Origin of the sequence: Streptomyces corchorusii, from assembly GCF_001514055.1 — a bacterium.
Lineage (GTDB): Bacteria > Actinomycetota > Actinomycetes > Streptomycetales > Streptomycetaceae > Streptomyces > Streptomyces olivaceoviridis.
Genome location: NZ_KQ948370.1, coordinates 150,047 through 163,347, shown reverse-complemented (window position 1 = coordinate 163,347; position 13,301 = coordinate 150,047). Strand labels below are relative to the sequence as shown.

The window sequence follows — 13,301 nt, the reverse complement described above, 5'->3', positions numbered from 1 at the left end:
GGCACGCCCCTCGAGGAGTCGGAACGTAACCGATGAGCTTGCACGGCGGGCAGAGGATGGGCTGGCCGGGCTGCGCCTGGTCGGCGCATCCAAAACGGGTTCGCCGGGAATCCGGGGTGGTGGACTGGGAGGTGCCTGTGCCGGATGGTGAGCGCTTTGGCCTGGATGAGGTGCTGCAGGCGGCGGAGGATGCCGCGCCGGTGGAGTCGGTCGACGTAGTGGCCCGCAACCTGGAGAAACGGTTCTCGGCGAACGAGGTGTCGTTCTGGCTCGTCGACATGATCGGACAGGAAGCCGTACGGCTGCCCAGAGCCGGCACGGCCGCGCAGACGCGGGGTAAGACAGAAAGACGTGGGCTGGCGGGCAGCGTCTACGACCGGGTGCTGCGCTCCCAGAGCCTGTACCAGGAGCCGGACGAAGAGGGCGGCTGCCGGCTGGTGGCCCCGGTGACCAACCGCGGCGACTGCATCGGCGTCCTGGACCTGGTCGTACCCGAAGCGGACGACGCGGTACGGGACGCTGTCGCGCAGGCCGCGCACGCGCTGGCGTACATCGTGGTCACCGACCGCCGCTTCACCGACCTCTACCACTGGGGCCGGCGCACCACCACTGTCAGCCTGGCCGCCGAGATCCAGCACCAGCTACTGCCCTCTGCATCCTGCTGCGAGGCCGCGCAGTTCACCCTCGTCGGCGGCCTGGTACCGGCCGACGATATCGGCGGCGACACCTACGACTATGCCCTCGACCAGGACGCCCTCTACCTGTCGATCACCGACGCGATGGGCCACGACACCGCATCCGCACTGCTGGCCACCCTAACCGTGAACGCCCTACGCGGCGCCCGCCGAGCCGGGCACAGCCTTCTCGACCAGGCCAACGCCGCCCACCAGGCGATCACCAGCCATGGCCGCGGCATGACCACCGGCCAGCTGCTCCGCGTCGAGCTGGAAACCGGCACCTGCGAACTGGTCAACGCCGGCCACCCCTGGCCGCTACGCCTACGAGGCCACACCGTGGAGGAGCTGACCCTCACGGTGAACATGCCCTTCGGAGTGCCCGCTCCGGTCACCTACCGGGTGCAGCGCCTTGGCCTGGAGCCCGGCGACCGCCTGATCTTCATTACCGACGGCATGCGGGAACGCGCAGCCGCCACGGTCGACCTCCCCGCTCTCATCCACGCCACCCGCGACGACCACCCCCGCGAAGTGGTGCGAACCCTGACCTGGGCAGTCCACGAGGCCTGCGCAGGATCTCTTCCCGACGATGCCACCACGATGGTCCTCGACTGGCACGGCAGCCGTACCGGACAGCGCGACACCAACGGCGGTTCCAACACCTGACCCGTCCGGCCGGCTGACCTCAGCTCGCGCGAAGCTGCCTGGGACGCGTCGGATGCGCGAAGAGCCGGCCCCGGTGGGGGCGGCCCGTGAAGCCGCCCTCGCCCGCGCCGCCAGTGCCATGACCGGCATGCCGCGGACAAGCTCCGGCCGGCTCGCCCGCCAGGCCCGGCGAAGTCGGCGTCATCACCGGTGACCTCACCGTCCGCATACCCTCACGGGACAACCTCCTGGATCTTCAGGACCACCACCTGGTGAGGATCGAGTCGGTGCAGGAGGACCAGCGGCAGGTATGGGTGCTGACCCGGCGCGGACACAGCGAGGCGAAGCAGCTACTGGAGCCGAAGGGCATAGGGGTCTCGGCGCTGCGCAAGCGGGAGTACGACCCGGACACCGGGGAGCTGCTCGGCACCGGCTACGACGACCACGCCGCGGCGGTCACCTCGACGGCCGCCGAACTCCACCGCGCAGGCATCGGCCACCGAGCTCGGCTTCGCCACCGAGATCGGGCACCGGCTCGGCAACGGCTACGTGCAGCGAGCCGACCTGGTGGTGCGGGCGCCGGATGCCGGCGTGCCGGTGCTGCTACTGGAGATCGACCGCCGCACCGAGGACGCCCACGACCTGGTCGCCAAGCTGCGCCGGTACTGGGAGTGGGGCCGGCTGCTCCCGAAGGATGCGGACAAGCACACCGTGGACCTGGTCCGCTCCCGGCCGGACGCGATCGAGCACGTCGACCACGAGAAAGCGGCTGTGGCGGCGGGTCTACCCGCCCACCGGCCGGGAGGGCCTGGTCCCGGTGGCGTTCGTGTTCGCGGACACCACGACCGCGAAGGTCGCCAACACGGTCGCCGTGCTGGAGGAGGCCGGCCGCCGCTACTGGGCGCCGCACCGGTACGACTCCCTCTACCGCAACGCGGTCACCGCGCGGGACTACCGTCAGGCGGTGCCCGTCGTCGTCACCACCCTGGAGCAGCTCCAGGAGCACGGCGCCGGCGCGGCAGTGTGGCGGCGGCTGGGACGCAAGGGCGAGCAGACGCTGACGGACGCGCTCGACAACCCCGACGGCGAGATTCTCTTCCGCGACCAGGAGGCCCGCGCCGACGCGGAGGACAAGCGGCGCCGGGCCGCTGAGCGGGAGGCGCAGCGTCCCGTGTGCAAGCGGTGCGGAAGGAAGTTCACCGACCAGCGCTGGGAGGAGACCACCGGGCACAAGAGGGCCTGGAGTGCCGGGGACACCTCCGTGTGCGGACCGTGCCGCGCCGACGACGTCGCCCGCGAGGAAGCCGCCCGCCTCCAGGCCGCCGCGCCGCCGGAGCCGGAGGACGACCAGGGGCCGGGCCGGGGCCGTGGCTGGTTCCGTCGGCGGACCTGACCGCACAAGCCCGCTGTGCGGTCGGCAGCCGCCAGCCCGCACAGCGGGACCGACCCCGAAGTCACCGCCCACTGGGCGGGACGGACGGGGCCACCCCAGGTGACAACCCACAGGAGGCCCTACACGGGCCGTATGAGGCGCAGCCGAGAAGAGACCGATGTCTGATCGGCTCGCAAGAAGAACGCCCGCGTCCCGCGCCGCCCTTCTGGACGGTGTAGGACGCGGGCGGGCGGAAGGAACGAGGCTTACGCCGGTACGGGCGTCGGCTCCGGGCGGAGCGCCGCAAGCGGCGAGCGCCGGCCTTTCCCGACGCGGCGCAACTGGGTCCAGTCGATCTCCGGGTGTGTTGCGGGCAGGTCGTCGACGTGGCCGGTGGCGAAGCGCGGGGCGTTGACGGCGCCGGCTTTGCTCGCGCCGAACTGGACGCGGCCCCAGGAGACGGGGGAGATCCAGCCCAGGCGGCGCATCCACTCGAAATCGACGCGGCGTACGCCGAGCCTGGCGGCGGCCTGTTCCGGGCCGAGCGGCGCCTCGCGGTCGAGCAGCTCGGCGAGGCCCTCCCGGGCGGCGACTTGGTCGACCTGGTCGGGGTTGAGGAGGGTGTACCGGCGGTGGGCGCTGAGGTCGAGCAGGAGGCCGAGTGCGATGAGGCGTTCCACCGCGTAGGTGGACACCGCCGGCGGCTGGCCGGGCTCGTTCGGCGTGCCCAGCGCTGCCGCGATGCGGTTCGCCGCCTCATACGGGGAGATCGCCTCACGCGGCATCGAGGCCCGCACGCCCTCCGCGTCCATCGCCTCCACCGCCGGCCTCGACCACGCGTAGCCGCGGACGTCCGGATCCGGGACCACGCCCACATGCCGCGCCCAGCGCAGCACCGCGACCGTCGTGTGCAGCCGCTTCGCGGCCTGGGGCTCGTCGTACTCGGTTCGTCGCATGAGATCACCTCTCGCTCGTTCGCCGGAAACGGCGGACAGAACATGACAGAACACACGAAAAGCTGTCAATATCCCCTGAAAAATGGCGAGTTGGACGCACACAGGGCGGCGAGTCGCTGGGCTGTTTGGCGCTGAGCCAGAGGATCAGCGCGGCCTCGAGGTCCCGGTCGTGGCGGTAGACGACGGTGATGCCGCGTCCGCCGGTCTGCTCGGGGAGCAGGTCGATGGCACGACTCCGAGCGGGGATCGGCGTCCGACAGCCTGCTGCGCGGCGCCGGCCACGCCGACTGGCAGGTGGAAGTCACCCGCCCCACCCCGGCCGGGAACCTGATACCCGACGCCGTGGTGCTCCTGGCCGACGCATCCAGCGCTTTGGTGGAGGCGGTGGAGCGGGCCTCCGCCCAGTGCGGCGACCAGCCCCGCCGGGCCAGGACATCCCGGCGCCGGTGCAGGGTGTGCGCGGTTCAGACGGCCGTGTCCGGTACACCAGGATGGCTGCGTGCACGGCAGTCAGCCTGGATAGACTCGGGCTTTGATCGGACGTGACCGGGGGCGGGTACTTGCATGCCGGATGAGAGTGGCGATCAGAATCAATCAGATGACCCATTAGACCTTGTCTGGTGCCTCATCGCGCTTGTGGTCGGTGGCGTTCTCGCCTTCAAGGTGCTGTATGCGATGGGTGTACGTGAGAACGAGGAGCTGTCACTAAAGGAGATCGTGATCGGCCTGGCCCTCCTTATGGGCCCCGTCTTCATACTTAGGACGGCCGCAGATCATCTATACAAAGATGTAAAGACTGGAAAAATCACCATCGCTACGTACTGGACGACGATCGGAGGAATCTGCGTTGCTGCACTCTCACTAGTGGGTGTCACAAGCATCGATGACCTCATTGGCCTGATCAAGTAGTAGCGAAGTGCCACGCCCAGGCCCGCCTCGGAACTTCGGCGCAGGTGACCGGCGAGAACGGTCATGGTCCGGGCGGTGTGCATGAGCTGATCCGGTTCGCGTCCCCGTGGCGGGCTATTGCGCCGGGTCGGAGCAGCGGGGCCCCTGGCACTGGATCACGCCAGGTCAGCGGCCGGATGAAAGTGTTCGTTGAGTCGATGCCGGTGACGGACATGGCTGGCGGGAGGCGCCGCCGCGTCAGCGGGCGGTGGTCTCGCTGTCGTAGCGGGCGCGGTGGTCCTGGATCTCGTCGTGGTGGGTGCCTGCCCAGTCGACAAGGGCGGTGACGGCGTCGAGGAGGGTGGTGCCCAGGTCGGTCAGGGCGTATTCGACGCGCGGCGGCACCTCGGGGTAGGCGGTGCGGGTGACCAGGCCGTCGCGCTGGAGCTGGCGCAGGGTGTGGGTGAGCATGCGCTGGGAGATGCCGGTGACGGCGTGTTGCAGGTCGGTGTAGCGCAGGGGGCCGTGCTGCAGGGTGCCGATCACGAGTACGGTCCACTTGTCTCCGGCCCGGTCCACGATCTGGCGGATCGTCTCGCCCTGTTCGGCCGGCCAGCGGGCGCACGGCCCCGACCGCACGGCGGTCCGCTCGATTTCCCCGTCGGCCCGCATGACGCACCTGCCTTTCCTGTTCCGCACATGGATGTGCCTTTTGTGGAGGTCTCCATGCTGACGCACCATGGGTTACGCACCAATCGTATGTAACACGTCTATCAGTGCGTAGCGGGGCATCGTCCCGGCGCGAACCCCGTGTGGGACGGCGCCGACGGCCCGCAGAACAGGACGTCGCCCCTATCCGTGCTGGGGCGGCACCCCGCCCTTTTGGAGGACAACCATGACCATGCGCGCCGCGACCGTTTCCCGCTTCGGCGGGCCCGAGGCCGTCGAGATCACCGAGCACCCGCTCCCCGTTCCGGGCGAGGGGCAGGTGCGGATCAAGGTGAAGGCCGCCGCGATCAACCCGGTGGATGTCGCGATGCGCTCCGGCGTCTTCGGTGGCCAGGGCCCCGTCGGGCTCGGCTTCGACGTTGCCGGTGTGGTCGACACCGTTGGCCCCGGCGCCGACTGGAAGGTCGGCGAGCGCGTCTTCGCCGTGGTGACCGGGCACCACAAGCCGCTGGGCACCCACGCGGACCACATCGTCGTGGACGCCGGCATCCTCGCCCCGTCCCCCGCCTCCCTCGACGACGTCCATGCCGCCACGCTGCCGCTGAACGCCACGACCGCCTCCCAGGTGTTCGACTTGCTCGACCTGTCCGCGGGGCAGAGTCTGCTGGTCGTCGGCGCGAACGGCGGGGTAGGCGCCCACGCGACAGAGCTGGCCTACCAGCGGGGCTGGAAGGTCACCGGTACCGCCGCCGCCTGCGAGGACTTCGTCCGGGCCCGCGGCGCCGACCATTTCCTGGCCCGCGACGAGACTCCCGAGCCGGCGTCCTTCGACGGCGTCCTGGACACCGCGAGCCTGGGCGCGGCCGCGCTCGCCGCCGTCCGTGACGGCGGCGCCTACGCCGGCCTGTGGCCCGGCAGCGAACCCACCACCGAACAGTCTGCCGCGCGCGGTTCGCTACTGTCCCCTCTGACAGGCCAGGGACGGCCTGGAGGCGAGCGATCCGCCCGGGCGGAGTCGCAGGAGTCTCAAGGGTGGGATGCCCGGTCCCGCAAGACGCGTTTCTCGGTGTCCGTGCAGGCATTCCTCCACGGCTGCCGCCCGGGAGCAGCCGGAGCAGGAACCTCATGCCGCACACGACCGATAAGCGGATCAGCAAGGAACTCGCGCGCCTTCTGTATCTGGGACGACTCCAGAGGAAGGGTGCCCGCCCCACCCTGGACCCCACCGACCGCGGACAACTGGCCTTCCAGGCCCTCCTCTTCGAGTGCCTGATGAGCAACCATGAGCACCCGCACCCCCTGGAACAGCCGCGAAAGAGCGCGATGGCCAGCATCAGGGGCTACCTGAACGCCATCTGCCACCAGCCTGACTACCTGGAAATCCACACCAACACGGCATGCCGCGTCGCCAGCCGCATCCTGCCCTTCCTCCACGAAGACCATGGCGTGTGCGGCATCCCCGGCCTTCGGCTGATCGACCTCACCTGTCGGCGGGTGCGCCTGACCCACCTCCCCACAGGGGCGCGCCTCGACCTCGTGGATGCGCAGCGCTGGCCCAACATGGATACCGCCCGCATGGTCTTCCGGCAGGAGACCGGCTGGCATCAGAAGGATGGGCGTTCACCGCTGTGGCAGCACAACGGCCTCACCGACGAAGAAGCCGCGCACCATGCGTGCTGGGCGTACACCGCCAGCACCCCGCTGCGCAGCGCACTCCTCATGCGCTCCATGCCACTGTGGTACCGCTTTGACCTCAGTCCTGCCTGGGCCACTGGCCACGCCACGCGCCCGGACCGGCTCATCTTGGACGCCCGCTCCGACACTGAACACGATCAGGTCGTCGAGCTGCTGACCCGTTCCGCGGCCCGCATCCAAGGAGCCGTCTACCGCGAGAAAACGCCCTGCTCCGGGACCCTTCACCTAGGCTCTGGCAGCGCGCAGCTGATCAGCAGCGACTAGGACGCCGTGGTGCGCTTCTTCTTCGCCTTCGGCTTGGCCGATGGCGGTGGTTCTTCTCCGGTGGCGCCGTTGTTCATCCGGGCACTGGCTTCCAGGACCTGGTCGATGATGCGGCGGCGCATCTCGCTCTCGGGATCCTCGCCCAGGTCTTGGGCCAGGCGCTCCGCGGTCAGGTAGTAGCCGGTCAGGACCGGCTGCTCGAAGTAACGGTTGAGCTGGCTCAGGGTCTGCCCGTACATCTGCAGGTAGGTGCGGTTGAGGAAGGCGGAGAGCGCCGCGGCGACGCCCGCGATGGCGGCGACGAAGACCTTGGTCTGGCCGTTGGCGAAGTACAGGCCGGCGGCGAAGCAGCCCACGATCACCAGCAGGCCCAATCCCATGGCACGCTGCGAGGACCGGAAGGACCGGTCGGCTTGGTCGGTGGCGATCCGGTGGTATTCGTCGATCTGGGACTGGTTGAGTTCGAGGAGCGTGGCCAGGGGCGTCACGGTCTTGAGGTCCGCGAGCTTCTGCGCGTCGATCTCTTTCTGCCGTTCGGCTGCCTCTTCAGCCGCCTGCACCTGGAGGTCCTCCCGGCGGATCTGTTTGACCAGCAGGTAGATCGCGATCCCCGAGACCGCGGTCACTGTGACGCCTATCAGGGTCCACAGCCACAGCGGCACCGCTTCCGCACCGCCGTTGGCGACACCCACGCCTAGGAACACCACACCCAAGGCGGCAAGCGATGACAGCGCGGACGGCCGGGAGGGTGAGCCTGATCGGATGTAGCGGCCTCCGCTTGGGCGTGCGCTCGACAAGGATCCCCCCGGACTTCTCCGTACGGCGCCACGGCCGTGCAGTGATCAGTTCAACCGGCTGAGTGTGGCAGCCAGCCATCTCCTCGCCCAGCATCTGACCAGCCAATTGCGGCCGCACAGAGGCCGAACCATCACTGCCGACGGGGCGCACAGGCGACCGCTGGGTACACGGACATCGACCGCCGGCGCTCGAGAACACTGCGAGTGGTAGACCGGGCCACGGCACTCACTACACAAGGCGATGTGTACCGCACTGTGTCGATCGAGCGTGGTGCGGTAACGTCCGTCAGATGCCGAAGAGAGTAATAGTCAAGACCTGTGGATCAAGCGCGTGGTGAGTCCCCAGCTCAATGAGGCTGGCGGTCTCGTTCGTCGGCCATGGTTCAGTCTTCAGTCATGGGCCAGGTCTCCCAGACCAAGTCCAGGCGTTGGTACGCGTCGTCGAACCAGGCGTCGGCCAGTGGGACGGTGACCGTCACCGTCGTCAGGGACATGGAGCAGTCCTTGATCGTGACCTGGCACCGGTCGTCGTCTTCGTCGAGTTCGATGAACAGCCACGGAGCGCGTTTTCCCTCGCGCCAGGCGATGTCCTGGCCCGCGTCGAGCAAGTCCAGAGCCTGCTGCCACTGCCGCAGGTCCTCGGGGGAGATCCAGGTCTTGAGGGTGCCACGGACGAAGGGCGTATCGACCACGAACTCTCCGACCAGGGCATTGGCCTCGGTGGGAGGCTTCCGCTCCTCCTTTCCCGTGATCCGGAGAATGACGCTATTGCCATCCCCCTCCAGGCGGATCAGGTCGATCGGATCCTCAGGCATGACTGCCCCTCCCGACTTGCACATGTTGCCGAAGACTAATCGTCGGCACGGACACAGCCTCGGTTGAGGTGCGTCAGGCCGCGTGGGCTTCGGGGCGTTCAACGAGGTGTCCTCGTTCGAAGCGGGCTCCGGCGCGGACGAGGGCGACGAGGTGGGGCGCATTCACGGCCCGCCACCGCTGCTGGGCGGACTCGACGAGCTTGAAGACCATGGCCAGGGCGGCGGTGCGGGAGCCGGCGCCGCGGGTGACCTTGGTCCGCAGCCGGACCGTGGAGAAGGTCGACTCAATGGGGTTCGTGGTGCGCAGGTGGATCCAGTGCTCGGCCGGGAAGTCGTAGAACGCCAGCAGCTCCTCCTGGTCGTCGGTGATCTTTTTGACGGCCTTGGGGAACTTCGCGCCGTAGAGCTGGACGAACGTCTTGATCGCCGCCTCGGCATGGTCGCGGTCCTCGGCGTTGTAGATGTCCTGTATGGCCTTCTTCGCGCCCGGCTGCGCGGACTTCGGCATGGAGTCGAGGACATTGGCCGTTTTGTGAACCCAGCACCTCTGCTCACGGGTTTCGGGGAACACCTCGGCCAGCGCCTTCCAAAAGCCCAGGGCGCCGTCACCGACCGCGAGCACCGGGGCGCGCATGCCCCGGCGGGCGCAGTCCCGCAGCAGGTCAGCCCACGACTCGCCCGACTCGCGGTAGCCGTCCTTGAGGGCGACCAGCTCCTTGGAGCCGTCGGCGCGGACCCCGATGAGCACCAGAACGCAGGCTCTGGCCTCCTCCAGGCGGACGTTGAGGTGGATGCCGTCGGCCCACACGTACACGTGGTCGACCTCCGCGAGGTCGCGGTCCATGAAGGCGGCGTGGTCGGCCTGCCACTGTGTCGTCAGCCGGGTGACCGTCGCCGCCGAGAGCCCGGCGGAGGAGCCGAGGAACTGCTCCAGGGCGGGTACGAAGTCGCCAGACAGGCCGTGCAGGTAGAGCAGCGGCAGCACCTCGCTGATCTTCGGGGACGTGCGGCACCACGGCGGCAGGATCGCGGAGGAGAACCGCTTGCGCTCGCCCGTGGCCTCGTCGACGCGTTTGTCGTTCACCCGCGGCGCCTTCACCTCGACCGCGCCAGCCGCGGTGGTGACGTTCCGGGGCTGGTGATAGCCGTTGCGGACCACCAGGCGACGCCCCTTGTCGTCGCGCTCATCGGCCAACTCGGCTATGTAGGCGTTGACTTCGGCCTCCAGCGCGGCGGCCAGCATCCGCCGTGCGCCTTCCCGGACAATCTCATCCAGCAGCGAACTGCCGCTTGGCGTGGTGCCGTCCTCGTTGACTACCGTAAGCACGGGCGTGCCTTCCCGACCGACGCGGCAACGTCGGCCTTGCTCGATGGCCTATCGATCGATCCATCGGGAAGGTACGCCTCCTTCCGTCAGGAGTGATCCACAGGATCTGAGCATTGCTCTGGTGCGCGCCACGTGGTACTGGTGCGCACCGCCACCGCGCGGCGCGCGCCCTACACGGCAGTGAGGCGCACCGGGTACGCACCGTCTGGTGCGGGGTGCGCATCGAGGGCCTGGCCCACGCTGACGGCTTCCAGTTGGCGCAGGGTGTCGGCGACGTCCTCGTGGTCCTCGGTGAGGAACTGCTGCGCGAAGTCGATGACGGCGCGGGCGATGCCCTCGGCCGTGTCCGGTCCGGCCTGTGCCCAGATCCGCAGCGAGGTTATGAAGACGCGTCCGAGGGCTTCCAGGGCGAAGGTGTCCGCGCACGGCTCGCCGGCCTCCGGGCCGGGCAGCGCGGTGACCGGGACGACGATCCGCGTCGCGGTGTCGACGAGCAGCTCGGGCATCCGCGGTTCGGCGCTGGCGAATTCGCGGGCGGCGTCGGCGTTGTCGGCTTGGACGGCCCGGAGGTAGCTGAAGGCGCTGATGGCCGCGGGCGGAGTCATCGGGAGTGCCCGGCCGATGTTCTGGACGATCTCCACCTGGGAGCCTCGGGTGTCGGCGAAGCAGATCGAGTCGACGCCCCGCACGCCGGTGATGTCCACGCCCTCGCCGAGCACGCGAACGCTGGCGATGAAGGCGCGGTGGGACCGGCGGCCGGACGCGTCGATGCCGATGTCGAACTGGCGCAGGACCTCGCGCCGTTCGGACACGAGGTGGTCGGCGCACAGCCATGCCGACCACACCCGGTCCGGCGGGACGTGGCGGCCGGCCTCGAGTTCGTAGAGCTCCGCGTCGATGGACGACTTCGGCAGCTTGTCCGCGGCGGCCAAGTCCTCATCGGAGGCGTCATTGACGTACAGCTCGGCAGCGGTCTCCGGGAGCCTGTCCGCGAACGCGGCGGCGCCTTCACCTTCTGGTGGAACGTCATGACCGTTCGGAGGTTGTGCGCGGCGGCGTGCTCCAGGAGCGCGGTCTGCAGGAGCGCCAGGCGCCGCCTCACGGCGCCTCCTCCAATTCCCCGATCACGGGGAAGGGGTCATGGTCGCGATCTCCGCCTCCTGGCCGTCCATACCCTTCTGCGGGCGGGCGGCAGCGAGGATGCGCGGGGTGCGGCCTCACGATCTGGCAGCGTCACGCGCACTGCCCCCACACCGGCGCAGTGCGTATGCATGCTGCGGAGCACGTTGAACCAAGTCGGACTGGCCGCAGCGGTGTGGGCTGGGGTTACCTGTCCTCGTTGTGCTCGGGGTGGGTGCCGAGGATGTCATCGACGAATACGGAACGTCGGGTGGTATGAGGCTCGCCCCACCGGTCAGTGTGGTACTTGCCTGTGATCAGGACGACCTCGTGGCGGGCCCGGGTGAAGGCCACATAGAAGTTGCGTCGCGCATTGCGCATCTCCCGTTGGGTCGGGCCGGACCAGCCGTAGTACGGGATGTGCTTATTGACCAGGCCGGGCAGTACGACGATGTCGAACTCGCGGCCCTTGGAACTGTGATAGGTGGTCATCACGATGCGGCCCGGCGCCCGTGCGCCGGCCATTTCGGCCAAGGACAGGCCAGCGGCTGCAGCGCCCCGGCACTGCTGGATGGCGGTATGGTCGCGGCTGTCTTCGCTTGCTGCGGCCAGGGTACTGAGATCGAGCTCCGAGATGAGGCGCTCGAGAAAGTCGGTGGCGTCGTCGGCTGGCTGCGGTCGGGGACTGGCGTCCAAGAGCTGGGTGAGCGTGCGTGCCAGACGACGTGGGGTGTCCTCTTCGATGGCCAGGCCGGCTGCCACGCGCCGCCGGTGCCACAACGTGGCGAGTTCCATCAAGGTGCGGGCTTTTGCGGCGCCGGGCAATGCGCTCGCGCCACCTGGCAGAGGTCCTGCGAGGTAGCGGCTGGTGCAGTCGGAGATGAAGTCGGCCAGGTGCCCAGGCGGGATCTTGCGGGCTTTCTCGGCGTCATAGGCGATTTGGGCCTGCTCGAAGGCAGTGTGGAGTTCGGTCAGCAGCGGTCCCTGACTCGGGTAGAGCACTGCGATCTCTTCGGGCTGCGTTCCGGCGCGGATGCGGTCCTGCACGATGGTGACGGCACGGGACGCGTGTTCGTCGAGGTCACGATGGCCAACGATGATTTCCTCGGTGACCAGTCCGGGTTCATTGCGGCTGGGTGCGGCTCGGTAGGGGCGGTCGGCGTCAAGAACGCGCAAACCGGCCGTGATTAGGTGGCTGCCGCTACGCCAGTTCACGTTCAGCTGCCGGGTGACGAACCCGTGGAGTTGTTCCAGTTCCGTTAGGTAGTGGGGGCTGGCTCCCTGGAAGCCGAACATGGTCTGGTCCGGGTCCCCGACGACGGTGAACTCAACTCCACAGGCAAGGAGCTCGAGGACAATGGCGTGCAGGACCGGACCGAGGTCTTGGTACTCGTCGACGACGATATGCGGAAAGCGTGCGGCGATCATCTTCCGCACTTCATGGGTGCTTCGCAGGACGTTCAGCGCCTGCTCGGGTATGGCGTCGAAGTCGAGAACCTGGCGCTCGGTGAGCAGCTCCCGGTAACGGGTGATCGTGGCGCGGTAGAGCAGGTTGAAGGACGCAGAGTCGGTTCCGGCAGCCAGCAGCCTGCGCTGTTTGCTCAGTTCGGTGCGGTCTTTACTTTTCAGCTCGCCCAGCCCGGCGTCGTATGCAGCTTCGTCCCACCATTTGCTGCTTTGAGCCTCAGTGCACACGGTGAAGTCGTCGGGTAGCGGTGTGTCGGTGAAGTGGGCATAGGGCAGCAGGATGTGCCGCATACAAAAGCTGTGGATCGTGCTGCTGGATATGCGACGACCGCCGGGCAAGCCAAGATGCCGCAGCCGTTGCGTGACCTCGGTCGCGGCTGCGTCGGTGAAGGTGATGGCGGCGACTGAGCGGTGACGTGACGTGGTGGCGAGCAAGTATCCGACGCGGGCCACGAGGGTTCGGGTCTTGCCGGCGCCGGGACCGGCGCGCAACACCAGACTTCCCTGGTGTGAGGCTGCTTCCCGCTGTTCGTCAGTGAGTTCGGCGAACTCGGCCGCTAGCGCAGCAGGCAGTCGTTCTTCCATCGCGGGCAGCTGGTCGTGGTGCATCTGG

The 13,301-nt window shown here is 68.6% G+C and carries 11 protein-coding genes and 1 pseudogene; 5 read left to right on the top strand and 7 right to left on the bottom strand.

All coding sequences use genetic code 11. The annotated features are described in order from the left end of the window. Positions 1–161: 161 nt before the first annotated feature. Positions 162–1,340: a PP2C family protein-serine/threonine phosphatase gene (locus AQJ11_RS38045; RefSeq protein ID WP_244218561.1), complete on the top strand. Its 1,179-nt coding sequence runs from the start codon at positions 162–164 to the stop codon at positions 1,338–1,340. A gap of 673 nt (positions 1,341–2,013) precedes the next feature. Continuing rightward, positions 2,014–2,712, top strand: coding sequence for a hypothetical protein (locus AQJ11_RS51745; protein WP_244218556.1), 699 nt, complete (start codon positions 2,014–2,016; stop codon positions 2,710–2,712). Positions 2,713–2,957: 245 nt separating this feature from the next. On the opposite strand, the gene AQJ11_RS38035 is transcribed toward AQJ11_RS51745, so the two are convergent. Then, positions 2,958–3,647 carry a hypothetical protein gene (locus AQJ11_RS38035; RefSeq protein ID WP_208616715.1) on the bottom strand — a complete coding sequence of 230 codons (690 nt, stop codon included), beginning with the start codon at positions 3,645–3,647 and terminating at the stop codon, positions 2,958–2,960. A gap of 564 nt (positions 3,648–4,211) precedes the next feature. Here AQJ11_RS38035 and AQJ11_RS38030 point away from each other — a divergent pair. Next, positions 4,212–4,556 carry a hypothetical protein gene (locus AQJ11_RS38030; protein ID WP_059266362.1) on the top strand — a complete coding sequence of 115 codons (345 nt, stop codon included), beginning with the start codon at positions 4,212–4,214 and terminating at the stop codon, positions 4,554–4,556. Between the two features lie 237 nt (positions 4,557–4,793). On the opposite strand, the gene AQJ11_RS38025 is transcribed toward AQJ11_RS38030, so the two are convergent. Beyond that, the gene (locus tag AQJ11_RS38025; protein WP_059266361.1) at positions 4,794–5,207 is read right to left on the bottom strand and encodes a winged helix-turn-helix transcriptional regulator; all 414 of its coding nucleotides are present in this window, start codon (positions 5,205–5,207) and stop codon (positions 4,794–4,796) included. A 223-nt stretch (positions 5,208–5,430) separates the two neighbouring features. Here AQJ11_RS38025 and AQJ11_RS47290 point away from each other — a divergent pair, with 223 nt between their 5' ends. Both AQJ11_RS47290 and AQJ11_RS38015 read left to right on the top strand, forming a co-directional pair. Next, positions 5,431–6,477 (top strand): NADP-dependent oxidoreductase, encoded by a 1,047-nt coding sequence (locus AQJ11_RS47290; protein WP_059266360.1) that lies wholly within the window; start codon positions 5,431–5,433, stop codon positions 6,475–6,477. Positions 6,478–6,527: 50 nt separating this feature from the next. Further along, positions 6,528–7,163: a hypothetical protein gene (locus tag AQJ11_RS38015; protein ID WP_208616714.1), complete on the top strand. Its 636-nt coding sequence runs from the start codon at positions 6,528–6,530 to the stop codon at positions 7,161–7,163. Here the strand turns inward: AQJ11_RS38015 and AQJ11_RS38010 are convergent. From AQJ11_RS38010 to AQJ11_RS37990, 5 genes and pseudogenes are all read right to left on the bottom strand, one after another. Then, the gene (locus tag AQJ11_RS38010) at positions 7,160–7,855 is read right to left on the bottom strand and encodes a TRADD-N-associated membrane domain-containing protein (RefSeq protein ID WP_059266358.1); all 696 of its coding nucleotides are present in this window, start codon (positions 7,853–7,855) and stop codon (positions 7,160–7,162) included. The genes AQJ11_RS38015 and AQJ11_RS38010 overlap by 4 nt on opposite strands. 488 nt (positions 7,856–8,343) lie before the next feature. Next, positions 8,344–8,775 (bottom strand): DUF5959 family protein, encoded by a 432-nt coding sequence (locus AQJ11_RS38005; protein ID WP_059266357.1) that lies wholly within the window; start codon positions 8,773–8,775, stop codon positions 8,344–8,346. A 73-nt stretch (positions 8,776–8,848) separates the two neighbouring features. Beyond that, positions 8,849–10,102 (bottom strand): IS256 family transposase, encoded by a 1,254-nt coding sequence (locus tag AQJ11_RS38000; RefSeq protein WP_079082597.1) that lies wholly within the window; start codon positions 10,100–10,102, stop codon positions 8,849–8,851. 608 nt (positions 10,103–10,710) lie between these two features. Beyond that, positions 10,711–11,238: pseudogene (locus AQJ11_RS47285) on the bottom strand (DEAD/DEAH box helicase); the annotation flags it as partial. 190 nt (positions 11,239–11,428) lie between these two features. After that, positions 11,429–13,297, bottom strand: a complete 1,869-nt coding sequence (locus AQJ11_RS37990; RefSeq protein ID WP_059266355.1) for a UvrD-helicase domain-containing protein — start codon at positions 13,295–13,297, stop codon at positions 11,429–11,431. Between the last annotated feature and the right edge of the window lie 4 nt (positions 13,298–13,301).

What these genes read in the sequence shown, in the direction of transcription:
- AQJ11_RS51745 (WP_244218556.1), top strand. Translation starts at nt 2,014, where the DNA reads ATGCGGACAAGCACACCGTGGACCTGGTCCGCTCCCGGCCGGACGCGA.
- AQJ11_RS38035 (WP_208616715.1), bottom strand. Translation starts at nt 3,647, where the DNA reads ATGCGACGAACCGAGTACGACGAGCCCCAGGCCGCGAAGCGGCTGCAC.
- AQJ11_RS38030 (WP_059266362.1), top strand. Translation starts at nt 4,212, where the DNA reads ATGCCGGATGAGAGTGGCGATCAGAATCAATCAGATGACCCATTAGAC.
- AQJ11_RS38025 (WP_059266361.1), bottom strand. Translation starts at nt 5,207, where the DNA reads ATGCGGGCCGACGGGGAAATCGAGCGGACCGCCGTGCGGTCGGGGCCG.
- AQJ11_RS47290 (WP_059266360.1), top strand. Translation starts at nt 5,431, where the DNA reads ATGACCATGCGCGCCGCGACCGTTTCCCGCTTCGGCGGGCCCGAGGCC.
- AQJ11_RS38015 (WP_208616714.1), top strand. Translation starts at nt 6,528, where the DNA reads ATGGCCAGCATCAGGGGCTACCTGAACGCCATCTGCCACCAGCCTGAC.
- AQJ11_RS38005 (WP_059266357.1), bottom strand. Translation starts at nt 8,775, where the DNA reads ATGCCTGAGGATCCGATCGACCTGATCCGCCTGGAGGGGGATGGCAAT.
- AQJ11_RS37990 (WP_059266355.1), bottom strand. Translation starts at nt 13,297, where the DNA reads ATGCACCACGACCAGCTGCCCGCGATGGAAGAACGACTGCCTGCTGCG.